The sequence below is a fragment of the Rufibacter roseus genome (genome assembly GCF_001647285.1).
Classification (GTDB): domain Bacteria; phylum Bacteroidota; class Bacteroidia; order Cytophagales; family Hymenobacteraceae; genus Nibribacter; species Nibribacter roseus.
Genome location: NZ_LRML01000019.1, coordinates 17,834 through 44,237, shown reverse-complemented (window position 1 = coordinate 44,237; position 26,404 = coordinate 17,834). Strand labels below are relative to the sequence as shown.

Genomic DNA, 26,404 nt, shown 5'->3' with positions numbered 1-26,404 from the left:
GCCATGAGATCAAGAATTATGTATCTTGAAAACAAAGAAACTGGTGAAGGAAGAATAGGGCGTATTTCCTTTTCGAGAACCTACCAAACAGTGTGTTACAAAGGCATTACCTTACACCGTGCAGGCTCGGGAAAGATAAAAGGCAACTTCTTCAACCCAGACACTTTGGAGGAATATTGGGTTTCTGGTTGTAAGAAAAGAGGAGGTGATTATCATTGGGCAAGCAAAGTGCCTGTCATCATTGATGAAGATGTAAAAGAAGAATATTGGACATCAATCAGAGGAATGAAATCTGCTGTTTAATTTTATCTTGAAGGGGCTCTTCCATGATTTTAGACACCCACATGCTCCTGCTTGCCTTTAGCTTTTTTGCCATTGCCTTGGTGTATTCCTCGGTGGGGTTTGGGGGCGGGTCTAGTTATCTGGCGCTGCTGGCCTTGTTTCTGCCTAACTTTCTGGAGATAAAATCTACGGCGCTTTTCTGCAATCTGGCGGTGGTATCGGGCAGCACATTTCTGTTCATCAAAGACGGGCAGTTTGATACCAAAAAGTTTCTGCCCATGGTGGCCTGCAGTATTCCGGCAGCTTTTCTGGGTGCAACCGTGGTGCTCTCAAAAAGCATCTTTTTCATTTGCCTGGGCAGTGTCTTGGCCTTTTCTGGGCTGCTGCTCATTATTCAGTTCTTTGCTATACCCTCTCCTATCTTGCAAATTCCTCAACGATCAAAGCTGCAGAATGTAGTACTTGGCGGCGGGGCTGGTTTTGTGTCGGGGTTGGTTGGTATTGGCGGGGGAATATTAATTTCTCCGGTACTGCATCTGCTGCAGTGGGCCGAAGCCCGAAAGATTGCTGCCTTAGCCAGCTTCTTTATTCTGGTAAATTCAGCCGCCGGACTCTTAGGGCAAGCGGCTAGTGGAAATTTGCACGTAAACCCTTCGTTGCTGGGTTTGCTGTTGTTGGCGGTAATAGCCGGCGGTCAGCTAGGCACTAGGCTAAGCCTGCGGCAGCTGAAACCGTCTGCCATTCGGGCTTTGACCGGTGTGCTGGTGCTGTACGTTGGGGTAAAACTGGTCATGAGCCATAGCCTGGGCATCAGTATTTAGAAGTTACTTTATTCAGTCGTGTTCACAAAAACCTATTACGTATGAAGGCAGCAATATCTTTTAAATCAATTTTAGGGGTGGTCGTGCTACTGGGTAGCCTGTTTTTCTTACCGGCCTTCAAACCTGTTGCACCAAATCAAGCTACAGTGTTGGAAGGCTCCTGGCAGCTAACAGAGAAGCCCGAAAACAACATCACCGTAGTCAGAAACATGCAAGATGGTTTCTTCTCCGTCGCATATTTCAACCTGCCCGACAAGAAGTTTATTGGCACCTACGGCGGCTCTTATACGCTGCAAAATGGCAAGTTCACCGCCACCTATCAGTTCAACACCTTTGATAGCACCAAAGTGGGTTCCAAAGTAGCGGGCACGTTTAGCCAAAAGAACGGCAAATGGCAGATACAGACTCCTAGCGGAAAAGACGGAAAACAACAGACTTGGGTGAAGGTAAAGGAAAAGACACCTTTTTCACCATTGGCCGGAGCGTGGCGGATCAGCGGGCGGGAGGTACAGAACGGGCAAATGAACTCCATGCAGCTTGGCCCCAGAAGAACCATTAAAATCCTTTCCGACGACCGCTTCCAGTGGATTGCCTTCAATTTGGAGACGGCTGCTTTCTCCGGTACCGGTGGCGGCACCTACACTTTAAAAGACGGAAAATACACGGAGCATATTGAGTTCTTCTCCCGCGACAACAACCGCGTGGGCTTGGATTTAACGTTCAACTATGAGGTGAAAGATGGCAACTGGCACCACAGCGGCCTCAGCAGCACCGGAGGAAAGGTGAATGAAATCTGGACGAGGTTGACCTCTGAGTAATTTTCTGTTTTGGGGCTGTTTTTGTGAAAACAGCCCCAAAACAGATTAAAGCACATCCTCCCGCTCCAGCCACTCCATTTTCTCAGGCAGCTCTAGGCAGTTAAACTCTAGGTGAATGACTCGGCGGTGTTGATCATTCTCGGTTTTAGAGGAAGCGTGCAGTGTTAGAGGCTTCATGAGGTGCACGCCACCGCGCAGAACTTTGCAGCACTTCGGCTCCTCCGTTTCCCTGATGTGGGCAATCTCTTCACTGTTCAGCACTTTGAAATGCGTTTTGGGAATTACGCGGAGCGCTCCGTTTTTTTCATCGGTATCGTCTAAGTGTACCCGCACCGTGACCGACTTCTGCAGGTACTCCAGCGGCGGAATCACGCTTATTAATCCGGCTTTGTTTGTCCAACCCCGAAAACCCTCGGTCTCGATTTTTCCCTGCACATTAATGGGTATGTCCTGGTGCCAGGTCACGTACCAGTTAGACTGCGGCGGCTTATCGAAAAAGATGGCCTTGGTGAGGAAGTAATTTTCCCCGAAGCCCTCTTTCACCAGCCGGCAAAGGTTCTGGTTAAACAGCACGGTTTTGAGTTTGGGAATCTCCTGCAGCAGGTTCCGGATGGAAAACAAATCTTCGGTGCCTTTGAACCGGTCTGGATGCGCCTGCGTGGTGCGTTTGATGATGCTGAGCATCTGTCCCACTTCTTTGTGGGTGTATAGGTTATCTAAAATGGCGGAGCCGCTGCGCAGCACTTTCCGCTTACAGCTTTCCAGCTCTATCAGGTTCAGTTCTTTCTCGTACAGCTCCGCGGCGTTTTTCATCTTGTCCTGAATGCGGCGTTTCAGGCGCTCCGGTTTCAGCACTTTCACGCAATCCCCAAAGCCCATGATCTCGCGCTCCAACTCAAAATTCAGCTGCACCTGGAGCTGCACAATAATGCCATTACCTGTTCTTTCCAGTAATTTCTGCGAGTGGTGCAGGGGTTTGGTGAGCACGTAGGGGGCATTGTCAGCGTTGAAATACAGCTCCACAGTCTGCGGTTCCTCAGTGGGGTTCACGGTCACCCCTATCACGTCTCTAAAGTAGGCCGAAACATCAATGGTGGTGTTCTCCACGTAAGCCACCTGCGCCTCCTCCACTGCAATAATACGGTCGAGCGCCAGGGTAAGCACCGGCTGAGACCGCTTCTTCACGCCCACCAGAAACCACCGGTTCCGGAATTCTTTCAGAAAGTACGGGTGAAAGGTAAAGTCGCTGGCATCACGGGCGCGGAAAGACTGATAGGTCAGCGTGAGCGCCTGCTTTTTCAGGATGGCCTGGTACAGCACATCCAGGTGCTCCAGTCCTTTCAGGTGCTCGTTTTTTTCCAGGTCAATAATGGGTGCTTGCTTCGTTTTAGCGGTGTAGATTCGGTCTTCCAGCTTCTGCACCATGCCGTTGAGCTCGTTAAAATGCGTAAAGCCCTTAAACTGCCGCAGTATTTCCACTACCTCGGTCAGTTTACCCAGATCCTGATCGGTGAGCGGAATGTTGGTGATGGAGTAGTCAGGGTCTTCATAGGAGTAGTACTTTTTGTCCACTACCACAATCGGCGCATTGTACCCCAACTTATCGCTGCGCATGAGCTGCAAGTCCATCTGCACGGTGCGCCGGCTCACGCCTTTGTCAATGCCCTCGTACTCGTATAAAGCCTCAGAGCAGGCTTCAATCAAGTCTTCCAACGTCCATTTACGGTACCGGTTCCGGAGGCAATTGTCTATGGTTCTGAAGCGGATAAGGGCATTGCGGTTAACGGGCATGAGGGTGTCAGTAATCAGTGAACAGTTATTAGATTAAAGTGAGTGGTTATGGTTTTTTGCTTCCCTGAATAGCAGGATGCAAGGCTATAAACTCAAACCTACCGTTGATGCTTTGGGAAGAAATTTAGAAAAAACTTTCTACTACGCAAAAAGCCTGCGCAGTTAGGTCTTTCTTTTGAAGCATCAAAAGAAAACAACTATGGAAAAACTGATACAACAGAAACTGCAGGAACTAGAGACCCAAAACAACATCACCATTTTGTTTGCCATAGAAAGCGGCAGCCGCGCCTGGGGTTTCCCCTCACCCGACTCTGATTATGATGTGCGATTTGTGTACCAGCACCAGCCAGACTGGTACCTGTCCATTGACGAGCGGAAAGACACCCTTGAGTCTATGGACGGCGACCTTGACTTGGTAGGCTGGGATCTGCGGAAAGCATTACGCCTGCTCCGTAAATCCAATGCGTCAATATTCGAAAAAATGCAGTCGCCTATAGTGTACAGACAGCAGAGGTCATTTCTGGAAGATTTGCAGGCAGTGGCACCTACTTATTTCTCTTGTCGGGCTGGGCTGCACCACTACCTGAGCATGGCCTTCAACTATTACAAGGCTTGTGCGCCAGAGCAAAATGTAAAGCTGAAGAGCTACTTTTATTTGCTGCGCACCACCCTGGCCAGCCGCTGGATTGTGGAGTACCGAACTATGCCGCCCATGCTGTTCACGGAGCTGCTCCCATTAGTGGAAGATCCCTCGCTACTTCAAAAAATTGAGGAGCTTCTTACACTAAAAGCCACCGTAACCGAACAATATGTACACCCAAAGGAAGAGGCGCTGGAGCAGTATCTTTACCAAACGTTACGCTACTGCGAAAGCAAAGCTGAAGACATGCCCAAAGCCAATGGCAGTACCGAAGCACTGGATACCTTATTCCGTAAAACCGTTTTAGACCATGGCACTCTCGCTTGAAGATTTACCTAAAAAGAACCTTTTACTGCTGGAGTGCATCAGCGGTAGCAAAGCTTATGGCCTGGCCACCCCCACCTCTGACACCGATATCCGCGGGGTATTTGTGTTGCCGCAGGCAGACCTGTACGGGCTGCACTACACTGAGCAACTGAACAACCCCAGCAACGACATTGTTTATTATGAGCTGAAGCGGTTTGTTGAATTGTTGGCCAAAAACAACCCCAATATGCTGGAGTTGCTGGCTATGCCTGAGGATTGTATTCTACAACAGCACCCTTTGTTCCAGCGCCTAAAGCCTAAGCTGTTCCTATCCAGGCTTTGCCAGACCACTTTTGCCGGCTACGCCCTTACGCAGGTCAAAAAAGCCAAAGGTTTGAACAAGAAAATTGTCAACCCGGTGGAGCCGCAGCGCAAAAGCGTGCTGGACTTTTGCTTTGTGGCACAGGGGCAGGGCGCGGTACCGGTACTGGAATTCCTGGCGGAGCGCGGGCTACGGCAGGAAACCTGTGGGCTGGCCAAGATTCCGCACATGCCGGAACTGTATGGCCTGTATTCTGACCCAGTTTCCAACTTCAAAGGCATTGTCCAGAACTCCGAAGCCAACGATGTTTCACTTAGCTCCATTCCTAAAGGCTTGGAACCACTGGCGCTCATGTCCTTTAACAAGAACGGTTACTCCACTTACTGCAAAGAATACCGCGAGTATTGGGAATGGGTGGAGAGACGGAACGACGCCCGCTACCAAAACACCCTCAGCCACGGCAAGAACTATGATGCCAAGAACCTCATGCACACGTTCCGGCTGCTAGACATGGCCGAGGAAATTGCCCGCACCGGCCAAATACAAGTACGCAGACCCAATCGTGATTTCCTGCTCCAAATCCGCTCCTGTGCATTTGAGTATGCAGAACTGGTGCAGATGGCCGAGGAACGGATTGAAAAGATGGATGCGCTTTATGCCGCTTCTGATTTACCTATAGAGCCAGATCTGACAAAGATAAATGAGGTGCTGGTGCAAATGCGGCGGGAGTTTTACCAGTGTTAAATAAGGCTGTGTTAAAATGGCATATCTGTTTTGGGCCTGATTTTATAAAAACAGGCCCAAAACAGGTTATTTCATAAGACCATCCTAATGATAATTAAGCTATTTTTGTTTAACACAACTTATATCAAATATTTTATTCTTTACAAGCAGGTTTTCATAACCAATATTGAATTCATCTAGCCAAATGAAAAAGCTTTTACTTTCCCTCCTCTTGTTACTTCCTTCCGTTCTTCTTTGGGCGCAGGTACCAGAATTTAATCTAACAAGAACCTTTGGCTTACCTATGTCACACGCCTATGACATAGCCCTAGACCAGGAGGGAAACAAATATGTTTTGGAACACAATCATGTGAAAGTGTTTGACAGTTCGGGCACTTTTCTAAAGACGATAGGGGAAGTCACAGAAGATTACCCAGGGTATATGAATGCCATTGACGTTGACCGGCAGGGAAATGTGTACCTCCTCAACTTCAGCTATTCTTATGTAAAAATCTTAAACCCTTCCGGCGCCTCCATAGCTAAGTTTGATGTAAAACCGTCCGGGCAAACAGCACATGTTTCCGGTATTGCGGTTGACTCAGAAGGAAACAGCTTTGTTCATTATAATGAGGTAAATCTAATTCAAAAGTTTAACAAAAACGGTGTTTTACTCCGAAGCTTTACCACAGGCGTTCCCTTAAGAAGAATTACCATTACGCCCAATGATATCCTTTTGGCTTCTTCCACCGCAGACCAAATCATGAAGTATTCTTTGGACGGCATCCTGCTTGGCACCATTAAAATTTCTCTTCCTCATAATACTTCCACCAAAAACTACGGAGACCTGGGCGTAGATTCTTCTGGTAATTTGTATGTCATTGAAGAGTATAGCAAGAAGATTGAAAGGCTTTCTGAGGGAGGCCAATATTTAAGTACCGTTGGGGCCACAATCAGTAATGGAACTAAGAATCTGGCCATAAGTGCTCAGGGCGAAATACATGTTGCAGAAAATTATATTGACCAAAATGGCCTGGTTCAAATCTTTACTTCCTCCGGAGAACTCAGGCAAACCATTGGGAACACAAAAAGATACAAATCCATTACTCAAGACAGTTTCGGGAATTATTACCTGCTCCAGACTTCCCCTGCGGTAGCCATAGAGAAATACAATTCTTATGGGAAGCTGCTTTTGAAATTTGAATACACAGGAATTGAGTCAGGCTTTCAATGGTTACCAATTGGCATTCAAGCCGATGCCATGGGTAATGTGTTCTTGTTTGAATCTAATACCACCAATAGAGCCCGCATTAAACAGTTTTCTTCTGCAGGCAAATTGATGAAAACCCTCATGGAGTTCCCTCCTACCCCTACGAACGGTATTTACAAGTTTGCGCAGTTCCACTTAGACTTTCAGGGCAACTTTTATGTGCTTAACGCACAATTTGGCCATGCTGTAAAAATCAATCCGAAAGGGGAGATTATAGGTTACCCTGGCGGAGGCAGAACTTTCTATTCCCCTTCTGCTTTGACCACCGACAAAGCCGGCAACCTGTACGTGGTGGATTACAATAATTACAGAATTCATAAGTACAGCAGTACAAATGCCGTACTTGACGTTTTCGATCTAAAAGGTCCGGAAGGCTCTTATCCGCGGAATTTTAACCTGCCTTTAGCTTCAATTCAGGTAGATCATTTTGGCAATATTTATTTATGGAGTGGTGAGGGAAGTGTGATTAGGGTAATTAACCCTAAAGGCCAACAAATCAGCTCCATACCTAGCTCGTCCGGTCTGTTATCTTTTAATAGAACAGGTAACAAACTGTTGGTGCTGAACTTCTCTTACGTTACGGAACATCTTTCTGCAGGCACGCCAATTGAAAGCGCCATAACCGGTAAAATTTTCCAGGATTCAAATTTAAACTGTAAAGTCAATACTGGGGAGAAGCCCTTGCCCGGCATAATAGTAAAAGCCGAACCAGGCCCCTATTATGGTATTTCTGATGAAAACGGAGAGTATGTAATTCCGGTGAAGAGTGGCTCCTATACTGTTTCGGCCTTGATACCACCCTCTGTTACAGGAAAACAGATTATTCCCACTTGTTCACCCACTGGCCCTATCATAAACGTGGAGAAAGATGGAATCTTGGTCATGGGCCCAGACTTTGGCTATCATGTAACTCTGTCCCCAATTCTTAACGTCTCCCTCTCCTCTAACCGGCGCAGACGCTGCATGGAGAACCTGACCACTGTCTCCTATTCCAACACTGGCTTCGCCCCGGCGGCAAATGCCAAGGTGCACGTGCAGTTTCCGGCGGAGGTCATTTTCAAGTCCGCCTCGTTTCCCTTCACCAGAGACGCCAGGGGCAACTACGTCTTCGAGGTGGGCACCCTGCAGCCGGGCCAGCGGGGCACTATCTCCATCAGTGACTCCGTCTCCTGCGCCGACCCTACTATCAGGGGCCTCACCGTCTGCACCAAAGCGTGGATCACCCCTACCAATACCTACCCCGAGTCACCCGTCTGGGACAAGGCCGACATCGCCCTCTCCGCAGCGGAATCTGCGGGGGACCAAGCCCGATTCGTTCTGCTGAACAAAGGCCAGGGCAGCATGAAAGACAGCCTCTCCTTCCGCATCTACGAAGACCAGGAGCTCCTGACAACAGGAAAGTACCAGCTCGCCTCCGGCGACAGCACCGTCCTGCGCGTACCTACTACCGGCAGAGTGCTTAGGATGGAAGCAGAACAGCCTGAGGGGCACCCAATCAAGACCATGGCCAGCGCCAACCTAGAGATCCGAAGCCGCAACACCTCCGGTCTGCCGGACGTGGCCATGATGGCCCTTCCGCCCGACGACCCTGAGCCTGAGTTCGTGGAGGAGTGCCTGCCCATCGTGGACTCCTACGACCCCAATGACAAGCAGGTGGTGCCCGTGGGCCTCACCTCAGAGTTCTACACCCCCACCAACACCCCGCTGCGCTACACCGTCCGGTTCCAGAACACCGGCACCGACGTGGCCTACCGCGTGGTGGTAGTGGACACGCTCTCCGCTGACCTGGATATGGCCACCTTTCAGGTGGGCGCGGTGTCGCACCCGTACGTGCTCTCGGTGAGCGGTAAGGAGAAGCCGGTACTCACCTTCACCTTCAACAACATCATGCTGCCCGACAGCGCCGCCGACCAGGCCGGCAGCAACGGTTTCATCCAGTTCAGCGTGAGGCCGAAAGCAGACCTGCCGGAGAAACACCTGATCGAGAACCTGGCCGACATCTTCTTCGACTACAACGAGCCGGTGCGCACCAACACCATCCAGAACCGCATCTACGACATGCCGCCTGTACTCAGTGATCGCCAGTTATCAGCAAGGGATGTGGTTGTGTCACCGAGCATAGAGGCTTTCTCCCCTGCCCAAGGGAGGATAGGTACGCTGGTCACCATCTCCGGCAGGAACTTCAGCCCCACCGCCTCCGGCAACAAAGTATACTTCAACGGCACCCAAGCCCAGATAACTGCCGCCACCGCCACAGAGCTGAAAGCGTTGGTGCCATTTGGCGCAACTACGGGCAAGGTGAAGATAGTTACCTCTGACGGGACAGCCAGCGCCGCCGAAGTGTTCACTGTCTTTCAAGTACCCACCATCAGTTCCCTCTCCTCGTGGGAAGGCACACCGGGGGCAACAATAACCATCACAGGCACCCACTTCTCGTCCGTCATAGCGGAAGACACCGTCTACTTCAACGGCGTGGAGGCAAGAGTACTGGAGGCCTCAGAAACGCAGCTCAAGGTAGAGGTGCCTGCCACCGCCTACAAAGGAAAGATCCTGATCAAGACCCTCGGGGGGCAGGTGGAGAGCGCGCAGGAGTTCATGGTCTGGCATCACCCTGTTGTGGCGGACTTCAGCCCCAATGCAGCAAAGGTGGGAGTTGAAGTGACCATTACCGGCAGCAAGTTCGCTGAGGGCGCCGACAAAAATCAGGTATTCTTCCATACAACGCAGGCGCAGGTAATAGAAGCCAGCCCTACCTTATTGAGAGTAGTAGTACCAACGGGAGCCACAACAGGCCCAGTAAAAGTGATCACAGAGAATGGCCAAGGCACCAGCCCTACTAACTTTATCATTTACCAACCACCTGTTATTACCAGCTTTAGCCCCACTGAGGGAATTATTGGTTCAGAGGTGACGCTGCAAGGCAGCTTCTTAACCCAAGAGTTGGTAAAACAGGTTTTGCTAGGAGAATTGATTTGCCCTATTATCAGATTCGGCACAAACTCAGTTACTGTAACCATACCGCATAATGCCACCACCGGCAAATTCACTATACTGTCAAAAGGTGGAGAAGCCGTTAGCCACACCGCTTTCAAAGTATGGTATACTCCCTCCATTTCTGGTTTTAATGTACCAAGACAACGCGTGGGCGGGCTCGTTATCCTTTTAGGAGACAATTTTGCTGCAGAGAATAACAGAAATGTTGTACAGTTTGGTGATAAGCCAGCAGAAGTACTAGCGTCTACAGGGAACTCAATCCTGGTAAAAGTACCTGCAGTCGCGGTGTCAGGCATGGTGACCGCTACTACGCCTGGCGGCTCTGCCAGCAAATTCTTTGAAATTATTCCTGCGCCCATCATTACAGCAGTGCAACCTGCCCGTGCCAGTGTGGGCTCGGTAGTAGATTTAAAAGGAGATAACTTCTTAGCCATTGGGGAGCAAGACACCGTTTGGTTTGGTGAAGCAAAAGCATTGGTCTTGAACGCCTCCAACACTACTATACAGGTGCGGGTACCGCGAGGTGCCGTCACCGGACAGGTAACGGTAGCGGGGCTGGGCGGTCGGGCTCACGCCAACTTTACCGTTGAGGAACTCACCGCAGACCAGGCTATTCAGGTGTACCCTAACCCTAGCACAGGCAAGTTTACCGTTGACTTTATTAAAGCTGATTTTGATGTGCAGGCAGTACAGGTTTTTGAAATAACCGGCAAACTGCTACACACTCAAAACATCACAGCGGGTCAGACGGAGAGCGTAGAAGTGAACCTAAACCATGCCCCACCCGGAATGTTCCTATTGGTGATCCATACCTCAAGAGGCAAGGTGATTAAAAGAATTTCTATCATATAAATGAACAGCCCATTAAAATTCATTGCAAAGGAGCAAGTGCAACTATAATTCACTTCGATTAAGAAGAATGGATTTCCATTCACACAAATTAAAACCTCTAGTAATGAAGAGTTTACACTTTTGGCTTTTCCTTTTGGCCAATGCCGTCTTGGTTTGCTTCCTTAGCCAAACAGTTATCGCACAGGGAACTGCCAGTGTTTCCAAAAAGGTAGACAGTCTGCGGTTTGTCACCGAAATGCCCTCCATCTGCGAGGGAACACCAGGTACGGCAAATGTTCTTACCCAAGGTTGTGGCTCAAAACATTTCTGGGAAGTAGTTAAACTTAAGGCCAACGCTATTCCCCTACTGCTGGACAAGTTAGATGACTCCACTTCCACTGCCGCGGCTGTATCCATGTTTGGACACCAATATACAGTGGCCGACATAGCCTATGTGGCCTTAGGTGAAATATTCATGGCTTACCAACCTTTGAATTATTAGGCACTAAATTCGATGAAGTAGGCTGTGGCTACTGTTCTTACTGGAAACACTTAAACAAGCAGTATAAAAACAGAAAAGATTTTAAAGCCGCTGTCCGGAAATGGTATAAGCAGAACAAAAATAAACTTGTTTGGGTAGAAAGCCATTCTTTTGAATCATGCGATTGCACCGGAACACATCCGAATGGAGGACATTATGAAGTAAAAAAGTAATTTCATTTTAAACCTGTTTTCCTGAAAACAAGACTAAAACAGAGCCACCCTCTACCTCCGTACCTTTGCCTGCTCTATAATCAAGTGAGCTATTTCTTGCCACTTCTCTTCCTGCAGAAAATGTTTGGCATTCAATTGGTGTACTTCCTTTAGACCTGCGGCCTTTTTTATTTCCTCTCCATGCTCCTCAAAGCGGAGGGCAGGGTCTTCAGCGCCCCAGATAGCCTGCACCGGATAGGGCACGTTCTGCACCGCCCGCAGGCACGTTTCTCTGAACTCCTCGCGGTGGTCAAAATTGCGCATGATCCGCAGAAAAGCAGCTCCATTGTCTTCGCGTTTCAGCAGATCTACATAGGCGTAAACCTCTTCTTTGCTGATGTTCTCTGTGTCAGACACGCCCATAGTGGTAAACATCATATACCAAGTGAGATGTTGCACGGCAGCCAGCTGCGCCTCGCCTAACACAGGCTTTTCAAAGGGGCGCATGGGCAGCGGTTTCTTAAAGTTGACCACATCTATCCAAGTGTTCAGGATGGTAAGGGACAGAATGCGGTCTTTGTGCTGGGCGGCAAGGGCAAACCCAATGGGGCCACCAATATCATGCACTACCAAATGATATTTTGCAAGACCAAGTTTGTCTGCAGCCTTCGCCAGGAAACGGGCGAAATGCGGAAAGGAGTATTCAAAGTCCTGAGGCCTGTCTGTCAATCCTAGTCCGGGTAAATCAACGCACACGCCCCGGTAACCATTGGCGGCGAGCTCGGCAATGACCTTGCGATACAGGTAAGAAGAAGTAGGTACCCCGTGCACGCATAAAACCGCCTCACCACCGCCCTGATCCAACACAAAAGTCTTCAGGTGTTCTACCTCTATAAACGTACCGGCCTCTTTATGCCGATCTATAATTTGGTCAACAGTAAGCTGGTCTTGCATAGAACGTTCTTTTGAATTCAGACGAAGAAAAAAATGCCAAGCCCAGACAACAGGCTGCCCAAGCTTGGCTATCAAACTGGAGCCGTAAAGGCACCTACAACGGCGGAAGCTGTTCGGCCTTCTGTTTCAGCCATTGCTCTTTGTCAGGATCCATTTCCTCGGGTCTGGACAGCAAGCCTACGACCAGACCAGTCAAGCCCATGGCGACAAAGGTGTTGCGGGCTTTCGCATTTTTAGAGAACCCAAAAAGCCAGGGAGCGGCCAACGCAAAGGCGCTGGTGGCAAAGTCAACGGCCAGGTGCATTTTAAAGGGCATGGCCTTTACGGCTCCCCACTCTGCCCTGGTGACCAAGGCTGACACCAAGGTTCCGCCGCTAATGGCGCGGCAAAGGGTGGTGGCGGTTTCTTCTTCGGTAAAACCCACTGTCTCGGGGGCCGAGGCTACGGCCGGAATATACGCCACATCGGCAATGCCGTGCAGTTCTCTTGAAATAGGTTGCCACATATATTTCTGATTTAAGGTGGAAAAAGCCGGTAGCCCAAAGCGTACCATGTCTAGTTCTGTACGAGGCGGCTCAAAGGATGTTCAGGCGAAATAATCAGGAGGAAACGCTTCGGTCTTAATTTGTTTTTGGCCCGTTTTCTAGAAATCAGCCCAAAAACAAAAACTTGTATTAATTTTTCTAAAACTGCGCAAAAACACTGCGCACATTAGCTTTTGCTTTGCCACTGTTCAACACGCAACCCTACAAACTATGGCAAACGAAACACTTACCGGAAAAGACCTGCTCGCCCTTGGCTTCCCTGAGGGCAAGGCAATTGGTGTGACGCTCAAATTGCTGCAGGCGCACTTTGCCGCTACTCCCCTAGAGGAACAGCTTCTACTTTTAGCGCAGGTACTGGCCAACCCAGCCGAATACCTTGCCCACCCCGTTCTCGCGGACTTGGCAGAGGCGCTTACGGCACCCAAGGCACCAGGCATTATTCCCCTGCATGACGCACCTATTCCCTTCACCACGTATGGCGTGGAGGGGATTGAGTCAGGGGCGAAGCGCCAGATGGTGACGGCCATGCGTTTGCCGGTGGCGGTGGCGGGTGCCCTCATGCCCGATGCGCATCAAGGCTACGGCTTGCCCATTGGCGGGGTGCTGGCCACGCGCAACGCCATTATTCCCTACGCCGTGGGCGTGGACATTGGGTGCCGCATGTGCCTGACGCTTTACCCAGCTCCGGCCACGTTGATAACCGAGCAACGCGACCAACTCAAAAAGATATTGGTAGACAACACGCGCTTCGGGCGGGCCACGTTCCAGAAGCCGCAGGAGCATGCCGTGATTGACCGCGCGGAGTTCATGGAGATTCCGGTGCTGCGTGGGTTGAAAGACCGGGCCTTTTCGCAGTTGGGTTCTTCGGGTGGCGGAAACCACTTTGTGGAGTTCGGGGCGGTGACGCTCTCTGATGCCCAGAACGAGTTTGGCTTACCCGTGGGAGAATATCTGGGTATTCTCTCCCACTCGGGTTCCCGCGGATTGGGTGCGCAAATTGCCGGGCATTACACCAAACTGGCCATGGCGCAAACGCCGCTTCCGCAGGAGGCCCGCCACCTGGCCTGGCTAGATCTGGACACTGAGGCCGGGCAGGAATACTGGCTCGCCATGAACCTGGCCGGCGACTACGCCAGCGCGTGCCACCACCAGATTCACGCGCGGCTGGCGCAGGCTCTGGCCCTGGAACCGCTGGCCCTAGTGGAGAACCACCACAACTTCGCCTGGAGAGAGCTGGACGCGCAGGGGCGGGAAGTCATTGTGCACCGCAAAGGCGCTACTCCGGCCGGATTAGGCGTGCTGGGTATTATACCGGGCTCCATGACCGCCCCCGGCTTTATCGTGCGCGGACGCGGCGTGGCGGCTTCGGTCAACTCCGCTTCGCACGGGGCCGGACGTCAGATGTCCCGCACCCAAGCCCAGAACACCCTCTCTCCCGCCCTGGTGCAACAGCACCTGCAAGCCGCGGGCATAGACCTCATCGGCTCCGGCCTGGACGAAGCGCCCATGGCCTACAAAGACATCCACCAGGTCATGGCCGCCCAGCAGGAACTGGTAGACGTGGTAGGCACTTTCACCCCTAAGATTGTGCGAATGTGTGGGAATGAGAAGTATTTGGAGGGGGAGTAAAAATTAGATAGATTTATAGAACTAGGACAATAATGAACCGGCTATAAAAATTTATCAATGAACAAATACTTGTATTTACCTAAAAGTGTCATTAACCAAGATTATATAAATACTGAAAACCAAATAATTAACTGTATAGGCAGTATAAATAAATTAAATATATTAATTGGCTCAAACAATTCCCGTAAAAGCAGATTTACCAGATCTTTACTCAAACTTCCATCACTTAACTTATTAAATATTAACATTCAAGAAATTATACAGAAGATTAAATTTGAAGCAGAAAATATATTTACTTCATTCGATGAAGGATCTCATGTTACAATCACTAAAAGAACTTCAGCAAACTCAGTTCAAAATATAAACCCAGACTATACCTTCTTTAATAAAATAAAAAATTTTATAATAAATTTCAATTCAAGTTCAATAGAAGTAAATGAATATTATATTAATAAAGTTATTGACGACACCATAAACTCTTTAAATTCATCAGACGATATATCAACCTCACTAATCCAAATTAAACAACTCAACCTTGCTCTTGACGTTATTGTAAATATTCATGAAATCATAAATGAGACAGGAGGCAATCATACTAGCTATATAAGAGTAAACGCTTCATCAAATAAAGTCTTAAAAGGGTTTAATAATTTCAAAAATTTATTAGATCTAACCACAACGCTATTAAATTCTAAAATTGACTATTTTAGTCCAAAAAAAATTTATATTCCTACACTAAGATCCGCTGTCTCTTTTTATGACAAATCAGACAATAATCAAACCTATAAAATCAATAGAGATATATACCATTCAACAATTTGCAAGCACTATCAAATCAAGCCAGAAGACAAGATAGAAGTCTTTACTGGAATGGATCTCTTCAACAAGATAAAGAAAAACAGGAATAGCAGAAGAGAAATTAGAGATAGATTTAGAAATTTCGAAGAATTTCTAAGTAATAACTTTTTTGATGGAAGAGATATAGACATAATCGCCCTTGAAGAAGACACTAATGAAGAGGAACATATTCAGATTTATATTAAAGGAGAAGAAGACAGAGAAATTCATGATTTAGGTGATGGCGTTCAATCTTTAATAATTCTCCTCTATCCTATATTTATGGCAGAAAAAGATTCATGGTTTTTCATTGAAGAGCCAGAAATAAACTTACACCCTGGACTTCAACACATTTTTTTAAACACACTTCTTGCGAATAGCTTCATCAAAAGTAAAAATCTAACTTTCTTTTTAACAAGCCATTCCAATCATCTGTTAAATCTTAGTTTATCACATCAGAAATCAATCTCAATCTTTTCATTCGAAAAAATTGAGATTGAGAATAAGAGCCCAACAAGAATATCCCAAGTAATTGGAAACAATACCAAAGTATTAGACTTACTCGGTGTTTACAATGCTTCAGTTTTTATGTCAAATTGTAGCATATGGGTAGAAGGAATCTCAGACAGGCGCTACCTTCAAGCATTTTTATTAGCATACTCCAACACCCAAACAAAAACATATCAGGAAGATTTACATTATTCTTTTTTTGAATATGCTGGTTCAAATCTTCAGCATTATCTTTTTAATGAAGAAAATTCTAATGACCTTAACAAAATAAAAGCTCATTTCCTTTCCAATAGAATTTTCATTCTTGCAGATCAAGATTCAAGTGATTGGAAACAACAAAAGCATGAAGAGTACCAGAAATGGCAAAGCGAAAAATTTCTTTATAAAACAACTGGCGCTTTAGAGATCGAGAATACCCTTTCGGCGGTAATCATAAATAGAATCATGAAAAAAGTTCTAAAGATTGAAAGTGAGATTGTTGATAGAATGGAATTTACAGAATTAAGGTACAGACAAGAAGGATTAGGCAAATTCCTTACTGAAAGATTAAGAAATAAAGTACCAAAAATTCCTAAAGTTAAAGAGACAAACAGCAACACCTTGACAACTGATTATAAAAACAAATTCTCAAAATTTGTCCTAGATGAAGTTGAAGCCCATAACTTAACTTGGAAAGACATAAGCCAAAACCAAGACGCAAGAGATATTACAATTACTTTATTTGAATTTATTCAGAGGCATAACAATAATTTTAATTAATTTTCTAAAACTTTCTCCACCTACGCAAAAAGACTGCGCACTGCCCCCTCACCTTTGTATCGTTCACTAACCACAAAGGCGATGCGATTCAACTTCTTCAAACCGAAAACAAAAGCGACCGAAGCCGACACCTTGAATTATGAGGGGGCGTTGGCTTGGAAAATGGACCCGAAGGCGGAGCTGTACGCGGCCACTGTCACGGCTTCGTTGCAGAACACCTTTTACCAGACCGCCGGTGCCCGGCTGGAGCGGTTGCAGGAACTGGTGGCGCAGAACGAGCCGGAGTTTGTGGCGAAGCTGGCGGTGTACGCCCGCACCAAAATGAACCTGCGCAGCGTGCCCCTGGTATTGCTGGTGGAGCTGGCGCACCGGCACCGCGGCGACAACCTGGTGAGCCGCGCCGTGGCCCAGACCCTGCAACGCGTCGATGAAATTACCGAATTGCTGGCGTACTACCAGCTCCGGAACGGCCGCCAAGGCACCAAAAAACTGAACCGGCTTTCAAAGCAACTGCAGCGGGGCGTGGCCCTGGCCTTCAACCGCTTTGATGCCTACCAGTTCGCCAAGTACAACCGCGCCGCCGAGGTCAAACTCCGCGATGCCCTGTTCCTGGTGCACCCGCAGCCCAAAGACCAGCGGCAGCAAGCCGTATTCCACCAGATTGCCTCTAACACACTGCCCACGCCCTACACCTGGGAAACCGAACTGTCGGCGCTGGGGCAACAGCCCTTTGCAGATAAGGAGGCGCGGGATCAGGCGTTTCGAGCGAAGTGGGAAGAGCTCATAGACAGCGGGCGGCTGGGCTATATGGCCCTGCTGCGCAACCTCCGCAACATTCTGGAGGCCCAGGTTTCTGATGCGCACATCCGGAAGGTATGTCAGACGCTGGCCAGCCCGCTGGCGGTGCAAAAAGCGAAGCAGTTGCCGTTCCGGTTTCTGGCGGCGTACCGCGAGGTGAAAGGCCTGGCCTCAGCCGATGTCTCCCGCGTGCTCAGCGCGCTGGAAGAGGCCGTGCAGCACAGCATCCGCAATTTGCCCGGCTTTTCCGGTGAGCAGAAGGTGGTCGTGGCCTGTGACGTGTCGGGCTCTATGCAGATGCCGGTATCGGCGCGGAGCAAGGTCATGCTCTATGACATTGGCCTGCTCCTGGGCATGCTGTTGCAACACAAATGTGAGCGGGTCATCTCCGGCATGTTCGGCGACACCTGGAAAACCATAAACCTGCCCAAAGGGCAAGTGCTGGCCAACGTGCAGGAGCTGTACCGTAAGGCAGGCGAAGTGGGCTACAGCACCAATGGCTTTCTGGTGATCAAAGACCTGCGCCAACGGAAAGTGAAAGCAGACAAAATCATGCTCTTCACCGACTGCCAGCTCTGGAACAGCACCGGCAACAACACCAGCCTGGCTCACGAGTGGAAGCAGTACAAGGCCCTGTACCCTTGCGCCCGCCTCTACCTGTTTGACCTGGCCGGCCATGGCACCACGCCCCTAAGCCTGGAGCAGGACGATGTCTTCCTGATCTCCGGTTGGTCAGACAAGGTGTTTGAAGTACTGCAGGCCATTGAGAACGGCGGCAACGCTTTGGCGGAGGTAGAGAAAACCGAGATAGATTAAACCTGCAATACTATAAAAGCGTTTCCGGCCTGTTTTTAAGAAAACGACCCTAAAACGCAAGTTGAGAACCATACAAAGTAAAAGGAAAGGTGCCGTAGACGGGAGTTACTTCGACTTCCATTCGATAGCATGTGTCGGGGGTTCGAGTCCCTCCGCTCCCCAGGGGGCGTAGTTCAGTTGGTAGAGCAATGTTTACAGTCTCCTGTTGCTTGTCGCCCTTTCCGCCTCCTTTTATGGCCTCACCAGACTAAACAAATTTGAAGCGCTAAAACTTACTTAGAAAACAGAGAAACAGGAAAGGTGCCGTAGGCGCGTGATACTTCGTGGTAAGTCTTTTTGACGTTGCAGGTTCGAGCCCTGCCCGTCCGCAAGGGCGGTAAGCACGCGCCGCCTGTCGCCCTTTCCCCTCTCCTGTTTTAGACCTGATTTCTGAAAAACAAGGCAAAAACGAGCGGTGCCGTAGGTGGGAGTTACTTCGATCCTTAATCCGTGGGTCGCGGGTTCGAGTCCCGTCACCTCCACCAGCTTTTATCACTGGAGGTGTAGCTCAGTTGGTAGAGCAACGTACAGTCTCCTATCGCTTGTCGCCCGCTCGTGTGCCTTAATTATTTACAAGTAGAATTTGAAGCTCATTTCCATTGGTGTACCCAACAAAACAGTTACCAATGGGGGGAATGAGCTGGCAATACCTATTAAATTTTTAACCAAAGAACGGTGCCGTAGGCAAGAGTTACTTCGATTCAGGTTCGGGAAGTGCAGGTTCAAGTCCTGCTACTCTTTCTCCCAGAGAAAGAAACTGGTGTAAGGTAGCACGCCAAAATGTCTCTTCCCGTTTGTTGCCCGTTTCTTTGGCTAAATTCCAAAGCAGCATCAGCTAGTAGATTCTGCAACAGCTAGTTGCTTTATATATCCAAAAGCTCCAACTACCTTACTCTCCCTTTTGGCTACGTGCAAGCGCACAGAATTATTTCATTTCTTTTAGTTGGTATTTTTGTATGTTTACTCATAGAAAATTTACATATCAAATTAAATCCGCGCATAACCCCCGCTTATGAAAACCCCTATAGTATTTCTTCTATTCATTGTTTTTTTCTTCCTTGGAGGTCTTAAAACCTTCTCACAGGCGCTGTTTAACCCTATTAGCTTCAGCAGCAAAGGCACTGATTTTGTTTATGATGCTGCCACTGATGTAGAAGGCAACATGTACGTGGTGGGCACTATGGGTCACTACCTTGAAACCAGAGGGTACATTAATTCTACCACCTCTTCCACTGAAGTTAGTTCTGATGCAAGCTTCCTTGCGGTTTTCGACCTAGCGGGCAATTTGAAGAATTTCAAATCTTTACGTACCCTGGGAGAACATTTCCCTTCGGTAACTGTAGACAGCAAAGGTTTTATCTACGTCTTAGGTAATGGAAAACAAAACTCTATAGTTGTTGCCAAATTTGACTCTGAGTTGAACAACCTCTGGGTTAAAGATGAGGGGCAATTCTCGGCTGTTTATCCAAGGCAGATTATAGCAGATGAAAACGGCAACACTTATATAACAGGTTCCACCATGAGTTCAAGCATTCTTGGTCTACAACTATATAGCGGAGCCTGCTGTAAAGAGCGCGATTTTGTTCTAAAATATAACACCAACGGACAATTAGAATGGGTGAAGGCTGGCTTGGGTGAAAACTTAATTTCTAAGGGTTCTTCCTTAGCATTTGATCATTCAGGTGATGTAATACAAGTTGGGTCCATCTCAAGCTCTGGTAACTACGGCAGCTTTAATCTCAACAGCCCTAATGGAGTCAAAAACCTGCTTTTTGTAAAATATTCCCCTACAGGAGAGGTACTTCAAGCAAAATCTTTTGGGGGAGAGCAAGGTTCTACCGAGGGCATAGACCTTACCTTAGATGATGAGGACAACGTATATGTGGCAGGTACATTTAGCGGTAAAACAGCATTTGACAAGATTGAACTCAACACTCCTGCTCCACCAGTTAACACAGACACAATTAGTGATGCTTTCATTGCCAAGTTGGAACCAAGTGGAAAGGTAGCCTGGGCTAAAAGTGGGGCTTTCCCAAGTAATAACAGCCGTTATCTTACTGTTGCCTATCTAAAAGGCAGAATACAGGCCGGTGGCTATATAACCGCAGAAAATAATAATCCCTTGCCAAGAATTACCAGCTATGATCAAAACGGGACCATAATTTGGGAATCAAATTTAGGACAAAGTACTCCTGGCTTGGTAATGAAAATCTTACCTTCCTCTGGTTCTGTCAGCAAGGTGCTAGGGTATTACTTAGAATCATTTACTGCTGGAGAGCACACAGTTAAAAACTACGGCTATTATGATGCTTTTTGCGTGAATTTATTTGACGCTAGCATTTCCCTTCATCAGACTTTTATCAAAGGAAAAATTTTCCAGGAAGAGTCCGGTGACTGCTCACCAAATGAATCTGAAAAAGGAATGGAGGCAGTGGTGGTGGCTGCTTATCCTGGTCCTTTTTATGGAATTTCTGATGCTCAGGGCAATTATGCCATTAATGTAGATACGGGTAGCTACATTGTAAAGCCTGTCCTTCCCCAAGGGAATGGCAGAAAAATTACACCAATTTGCTATAATGCTGCAGAAGGTAAGCCAGTTAATGTAACAGCAGCAAACGGTGGAGTTAATAATATAAACTTCGGGAATCAGGTCATCCTTTCCCCATATTTAGAGGTAGACCTCTCCTCTAACAGGCGGCGTCGTTGCATGGAGAATGTCACCACCGTCTCCTACTCCAACGACGGCTTTGCCCCGGCGGCCAACGCTAAGGTGACAGTGCAGTTCCCCGCGGAGGTGGCCTTCAAATCAGCCAGCCTTCCATTCACTAGAGACGCCAAGGGCAACTACCTCTTTGAGGTGGGCACCCTGCAGCCGGGCCAGCGCGGCGTTATCTCCATACTGGACTCCGTCTCCTGCGCCGACCCCGACATCAGGGGCCTTACCGTCTGCACCAAGGCTTGGATTACGCCAGTGAATACATACCCAGTATTGCCGGAATGGAGTAAAGCTGACATTACCCTTGCCGCCTCTACTGCAGAAGATGAACAAGCGCGCTTTTTACTCCAAAACAAAGGTGAGGGAAACATGACCGACAGCCTCTCTTTCCGCGTGTATGAAGACCAAGAATTGCTTCTGACAGGCAAATACCAATTAGCCTCCGGCGACAGCACAGTACTCCGCGTCCCCACCACCGGCAGGGTAATAAGACTGGAGGCCGACCAGCCCGAGGGGCACCCGATCAAGACCATGGCCAGCGCCAATCTGGAGATCAGGTCGCGCAACAATGGCATTCCCGCGCCCGCCATGATGGCCCTGCCGCCCGACGACCCTGAGCTGGAAGTCTCAGAGAGCTGCCTGCCCATCATCGACTCCTATGATCCCAACGACAAACAGGTGGTTCCCGTGGGATTGACCTCTGAATTTTATACCCCCACCAACACCCCCCTCCGCTACACCGTCCGGTTCCAGAACACCGGCACCGACGTGGCATATAGAGTGGTGGTGGTAGACACGCTCTCAGTAGACCTTGACATGGCCACCTTCCAGGTGGGCGCGGTGTCGCACCCCTACGTGCTGTCTGTGAGCGGCAAGGAGAAGCCGGTGCTCACCTTCACCTTCAACAACATCATGCTGCCCGACAGCGCCGCCGACCAGGCCGGCAGCAACGGTTTCATCCAGTTCAGCGTGAGGCCGAAAGCAGACCTGCCGGAGAAGCACCTGATAGAGAACCTGGCCGACATCTTCTTCGACTACAACGAGCCGGTGCGCACCAACACCATCCAGAACCGCATCTACGACATGCCGCCCGTGCTGAGCGACCGCAAGCTGTCGGCCAAGAATGTGGTCGTGTCTCCGTCTATCTCGTCTTTCACCCCTACCCAAAGCCGCGCAGGACAACAGGTAATCATTACCGGGAAAAACTTCGCCGTCAATGCCACCGCCAACAAGGTCTACTTTAACGGGGTAGCAGCGCAGGTACAGAGTGCCTCTGCCGAAGAACTAAAAGTAACGGTGCCAGCAAATGCCTTCACCGGGAAAATCAAGGTGGTTACCCCAGATGGAGCCGTTCATAGCAGCTCAGACTACATTATCTTTCAGCCACCCACCATCAGCTCTCTTTCCGTACTTGAGGCAAAACCGGGCAGCATGGTCACCATAACTGGAACCCATTTTTCTTCAGTTGCGCAGGAAGACACTGTTTACTTCAACGGCGTGCAAGCAAGAGTAACTGAGGCCACAAAAACGCAGTTGATGGTGGAGGTTCCCGCCACTGCCACAAAAGGAAAAATCTTGATTAAGTCCTTAGGTGGGCAAGTGGAAGCCGCGCAGGAGTTCATGGTCTGGCACCGCCCTGTCATCACCAACTTCAACCCAGACAAAGGAAAGACAGACGTAACGGTAACTCTGCAGGGAAGCAATTTCGCAGAAGCTACTAACCGCAACACTGTAACTTTTGGCACTTCAGCGGCTCAAGTTATTGCTGCCACAGCTAATAGCCTCACGGTGAAAGTACCGGCCAACGCCCAGTCGGGTAAAATTCAGGTGCAGACGCCCGGAGGCACGGCCCAGACCGCCATTGATTTCACCTTTATCCCTGCTCCGGTTATCACTTCGTTTAGCCCCAACAGCGGGAGCGCCGGCACGCTGGTCACCATCACTGGCCAGAATTTCGGGGCCGATGGGCAGGCAGATGCGGTATTCTTCAATGGGGAACCCACGGCTGTCTTAGAAGCTACGCCTACTACTTTGGTGGTAAAAGCACCTAAAGGAGTGAGTACCGGAGCGGTGAAAATTGAAGGGGCCGGAGGGGAAGCTACCGGAGATGAATTTGCAGTTCTAGACCTGAGCAAGGAAGACGCCATTGCCGTTTTCCCGAACCCTAGCCGCGGCGAGATCACCGTTAACTGGTACAAGGCCAACTATACTGTGCAGCAGGTAGAAGTGTATGATGCCATCGGGAAAACATTGCTAGTACAAAAGGGGGAACCTGTTCCGGGCGATGAGGTGAAATTGAGCCTCTCCCATTTTGGGCCGGGCATTTACACCGTGCGGGTGCAGACTTCTAATGGAGCCGTAGTGAAAAGGATTATGGTGCTGTAACTGCACTTCTCCCTCCACTTGTATGAAGTGTTTTAGCCCTCTTTTTGGAAAAACAGCTTCAAAACGTATTCACCACCATCGGCTTTACCAAAACTCAGAAAGAATGCTGAAATTTGAGGCAGATGACGAAGCATTCTTTTCCCTTGCCTTTACCTGAGTTACCTGTTTCCGAAGCCATTCCGCGCCTGATGGAGGCGCTGGAGCAAAATCCGCGGGCGGTGTTGGAAGCTCCTCCGGGGGCCGGTAAAACCACTTTGGTGCCTTTGGCTTTGTTGCAGGCCGGTTGGCGTAACAACGGCAAGATCATCGTGCTGGAACCTCGCCGCTTAGCAGCAAGGGCAGCGGCACAGCGCATGGCCGATCTGCTGGGCGAGGAAGTTGGCCAGACGGTGGGGTATTGGGTGCGCATGGAGCACGTTTCCTCCAACAAAACCAGAATTGAAGTAGTCACGGAAGGAATTCTCACGCGCCTGCTGCAGTCTGATCCTGGTTTAGAAAATGTGGCTGCCATTATCTTTGACGAATTCCATGAGCGTAGCCTGCAGGCCGATATAGGTTTAGCTCTGGCTTTAGATGCGCAAGCCGTTCTCCGGCCAGATTTGCGGTTGGTGGTCATGAGTGCGACGTTAGACGCCACTCAGGTGGGGCAATGGCTGGAGGCGCCCGTCATCCGCAGCGAGGGCAGGCAGTATCCGGTAGAAACGCATTATCTCTCAGCTGCCGAGGTAGCAGCTCAATCTGGTGCCCGTCCCGCCGAACGATTGGTTGCCCTGGTACCAAAAGCCATACGTCAGGCCCTGACACAGGAAACAGAGGGCGATGTGCTAGTGTTTCTGCCCGGCATGGGCGAAATGCGCCGTATTGGTCAGGTACTGGAAGAGAAACTTCCGGCCCACGTAAACCTACACCTCTTGCATGGCGACCTGAACTTGAGCCTGCAAATGGCGGCCATTCGTCCGGCTCCGGCGGGGCAACGGAAGGTAGTGCTAACTACCAGTATAGCAGAAACCAGTTTGACCATTGAAGGCGTTAAAATTGTGATAGACGGAGGGTTTGCGCGGGTGCCTAAATTCGTGGCCAGAACCGGCCTCACCACCTTGGCTACCATTCCAGTTTCACAGGCAGCCGCAGATCAGCGCCGTGGTCGGGCGGGTCGTTTGGGGCCTGGTGTTTGTTACCGCCTTTGGTCTTCAGCTGATCATTTGCAACTCCCCGACAGGCAAGCGCCGGAGATTTGCGAGGCCGACTTAACCGGTCTAGCCTTGGAACTCTCCATCTGGGGAGTAAAGCATGTAACTGATCTGAAGTGGCTGGACACTCCGCCCGCCGCTGCGCTGGCTTTGGCCAAAGAACTGCTGCTGAAATTAGAGGCCATTGAACACAACGGCAACCCCACCGCGCACGGAAAAGCATTGGCAGCTTTGGGTTTATCGCCCCGGTTGGGTCACCTGGTGATGCGGGGCAATGAGCTAGGTTTCGGCACCACCGCCTGTGATCTGGCTGCCCTGTTATCTGACCGAGATGTTCTCAAGCCCATCCAGATTCAGTGGGGAAATCCGCTGCCAGACTTGGGCCTGCGCCTGGAGTTATTGACCGGAAAACGTCCGCCCACCCCTGGTTTCGTGCCAGATGAAAATGCTATTAGAAAAGTAAAGGAACAGGCCCAGAACCTGCGGCAAAGAATCAAATTAGCCAAAGGGAATCTAAACACAGACCCTGCCGGATTGCTTACCGCCTTGGCCTATCCAGACCGCTTAGCTCAGAGAGAAACCTCCGGCAAAGTGCGGCTGGTGAATGGCCAACGAGCCACCCTGGCCACTGAGCTGTTTTCTGAGGCTGAATTCTATGGCGTGGCGCACCTTGATCTGGGAAAGCAGCCCCGAGTACTGTTAGCCGCTCCCCTTTCAAAAGCTGAAATATTACAGTACTTTTCGTCTCAGCTAGAGAAAAAGCAGGAAGTGCGGTATGACGCTGCCACCGAACGGGTAATAGCCCGTCAAATCACCTCCTTGGGTGCCCTTACCTTGGAAGAAACTTCTTTGGCTTCTCCCGACCCTGAACTGGTGACCCAAGCACTGCTGCTGGCTCTTCAGGAAAAAAACGTGGAGCGCCTGCCATGGCCAGAAGAAGCATTGAAAGTCCGGCAAAGGCTGGCTTTTCTGCACCACCTTCAGCCAGACCTTTGGCCCGATGTCTCAGATACCGCCTTAGCCTCTACCATGGAAGATTGGCTGGCTCCGCACCTGCTGGGGCTCCGGACGATGGACCAGGTCGCCAAGCTTGACTTTAAAGAAATACTATTGGCAGACCTGACTTGGGAGCAGCGCCAGGAAATGGAACGGTTAGCCCCCTCGCATTTTGAGGTACCCAGCGGCTCCCGCATAGCGTTAGATTATTCTGATGTGGAGGCCCCTGTTTTGGCCGTGCGTCTGCAGGAAGTTTTCGGAATGCTAGACACTCCCCGCATAGGCGGCGGCAAAGTACCGCTCCTCCTCCACTTACTTTCACCCGCCTCGCGCCCTGTGCAAGTCACCCGCGACCTCCGCAGTTTCTGGAGTACCGGCTATTTTGATGTTCGGAAGGATTTGAGAGGGCGCTATCCTAAACACCACTGGCCCGAAGATCCTCTCTCCGCCCCTCCCACCCGCGGCACTAAGAAGAGGACCTGGTAGCTTCTGTTTTCAGGCTGATTTTCAAAAAACAGCCTGAAAACCCTTCGTTCTCCTTTGGCAGGTGAGGGGTTTTATTTTATAGGGAACACGAAAATATCGGAATAATCAGACCCCTTCACTGCTGATATACTACACTAAATTCTGGCGAGGCTACCTTAAGCTACTATCTCTTGGTTTGAACCCGTAGTAGAGTCTTCTTCAACCATTTATAAATACTTTGATTTCATGGTTGATCACTTTAAAAAGTTTCTGATAA

15 protein-coding genes are annotated in these 26,404 nt (G+C 49.5%); 12 read left to right on the top strand and 3 right to left on the bottom strand.

From position 1 onward, the window contains the following. Positions 1 to 3 precede the first annotated feature (3 nt). The 3 genes from A8O23_RS19360 to A8O23_RS19350 are packed head-to-tail and all read left to right on the top strand — an operon-like array spanning position 4 to position 1,921. A complete protein-coding gene (locus tag A8O23_RS19360; RefSeq protein ID WP_074988443.1) occupies positions 4 to 303 on the top strand; it encodes a hypothetical protein in 300 nt (99 codons plus the stop codon). Positions 304 to 326: 23 nt separating this feature from the next. Beyond that, on the top strand, positions 327 to 1,103 hold the full coding sequence (locus A8O23_RS19355) for a sulfite exporter TauE/SafE family protein (RefSeq protein ID WP_066625145.1): 777 nt from the start codon (positions 327 to 329) through the stop codon (positions 1,101 to 1,103). A 41-nt stretch (positions 1,104 to 1,144) separates the two neighbouring features. Beyond that, positions 1,145 to 1,921, top strand: coding sequence for a DUF4488 domain-containing protein (locus A8O23_RS19350; protein WP_082883175.1), 777 nt, complete (start codon positions 1,145 to 1,147; stop codon positions 1,919 to 1,921). Positions 1,922 to 1,966: 45 nt separating this feature from the next. Here the strand turns inward: A8O23_RS19350 and A8O23_RS19345 are convergent, their stop codons facing one another. After that, positions 1,967 to 3,712, bottom strand: coding sequence for a WYL domain-containing protein (locus tag A8O23_RS19345; RefSeq protein ID WP_066625142.1), 1,746 nt, complete (start codon positions 3,710 to 3,712; stop codon positions 1,967 to 1,969). Positions 3,713 to 3,911: 199 nt separating this feature from the next. On the opposite strand from A8O23_RS19345, the gene A8O23_RS19340 reads away from it, so the two are divergent. The 4 genes from A8O23_RS19340 (at position 3,912) to A8O23_RS19325 (ending at position 11,297) form a co-directional block, all read left to right on the top strand. Next, on the top strand, positions 3,912 to 4,679 hold the full coding sequence (locus A8O23_RS19340) for a nucleotidyltransferase domain-containing protein (protein WP_066625140.1): 768 nt from the start codon (positions 3,912 to 3,914) through the stop codon (positions 4,677 to 4,679). Beyond that, positions 4,663 to 5,724 carry a nucleotidyltransferase domain-containing protein gene (locus tag A8O23_RS19335; protein ID WP_066625136.1) on the top strand — a complete coding sequence of 354 codons (1,062 nt, stop codon included), beginning with the start codon at positions 4,663 to 4,665 and terminating at the stop codon, positions 5,722 to 5,724. Before A8O23_RS19340 ends, A8O23_RS19335 begins: the two co-directional genes overlap by 17 nt. A 184-nt stretch (positions 5,725 to 5,908) precedes the next feature. Further along, entirely contained in the window at positions 5,909 to 10,816 is a 4,908-nt protein-coding gene (locus A8O23_RS19330; RefSeq protein ID WP_082883174.1) for an IPT/TIG domain-containing protein, read from the top strand. A gap of 103 nt (positions 10,817 to 10,919) precedes the next feature. Beyond that, positions 10,920 to 11,297 carry a hypothetical protein gene (locus tag A8O23_RS19325; RefSeq protein WP_153042293.1) on the top strand — a complete coding sequence of 126 codons (378 nt, stop codon included), beginning with the start codon at positions 10,920 to 10,922 and terminating at the stop codon, positions 11,295 to 11,297. A gap of 263 nt (positions 11,298 to 11,560) precedes the next feature. Here the strand turns inward: A8O23_RS19325 and A8O23_RS19320 are convergent, their stop codons facing one another. Together A8O23_RS19320 and A8O23_RS19315 are read right to left on the bottom strand one after the other, a co-directional pair. Then, complete coding sequence (locus A8O23_RS19320; RefSeq protein WP_066625224.1) at positions 11,561 to 12,442, bottom strand: alpha/beta fold hydrolase; 882 nt, start codon at positions 12,440 to 12,442, stop codon at positions 11,561 to 11,563. A 94-nt stretch (positions 12,443 to 12,536) separates the two neighbouring features. Then, on the bottom strand, positions 12,537 to 12,947 hold the full coding sequence (locus A8O23_RS19315) for an SPW repeat domain-containing protein (RefSeq protein ID WP_153042292.1): 411 nt from the start codon (positions 12,945 to 12,947) through the stop codon (positions 12,537 to 12,539). Positions 12,948 to 13,197: 250 nt separating this feature from the next. Here A8O23_RS19315 and A8O23_RS19310 point away from each other — a divergent pair, with 250 nt between their 5' ends. The 5 genes from A8O23_RS19310 (at position 13,198) to hrpB (ending at position 26,148) form a co-directional block, all read left to right on the top strand. Continuing rightward, the gene (locus A8O23_RS19310; RefSeq protein WP_066625125.1) at positions 13,198 to 14,616 is read left to right on the top strand and encodes an RtcB family protein; all 1,419 of its coding nucleotides are present in this window, start codon (positions 13,198 to 13,200) and stop codon (positions 14,614 to 14,616) included. Between the two features lie 57 nt (positions 14,617 to 14,673). Next, positions 14,674 to 16,722: an AAA family ATPase gene (locus tag A8O23_RS19305; RefSeq protein WP_066625123.1), complete on the top strand. Its 2,049-nt coding sequence runs from the start codon at positions 14,674 to 14,676 to the stop codon at positions 16,720 to 16,722. An 81-nt stretch (positions 16,723 to 16,803) separates the two neighbouring features. Then, positions 16,804 to 18,336 carry a TROVE domain-containing protein gene (locus A8O23_RS19300; protein WP_066625121.1) on the top strand — a complete coding sequence of 511 codons (1,533 nt, stop codon included), beginning with the start codon at positions 16,804 to 16,806 and terminating at the stop codon, positions 18,334 to 18,336. Positions 18,337 to 19,387: 1,051 nt separating this feature from the next. Beyond that, positions 19,388 to 23,476: an IPT/TIG domain-containing protein gene (locus A8O23_RS19295; RefSeq protein ID WP_066625117.1), complete on the top strand. Its 4,089-nt coding sequence runs from the start codon at positions 19,388 to 19,390 to the stop codon at positions 23,474 to 23,476. A 122-nt stretch (positions 23,477 to 23,598) separates the two neighbouring features. Then, the gene (gene hrpB / locus A8O23_RS19290) at positions 23,599 to 26,148 is read left to right on the top strand and encodes an ATP-dependent helicase HrpB (RefSeq protein WP_066625115.1); all 2,550 of its coding nucleotides are present in this window, start codon (positions 23,599 to 23,601) and stop codon (positions 26,146 to 26,148) included. Positions 26,149 to 26,404 lie beyond the last annotated feature (256 nt).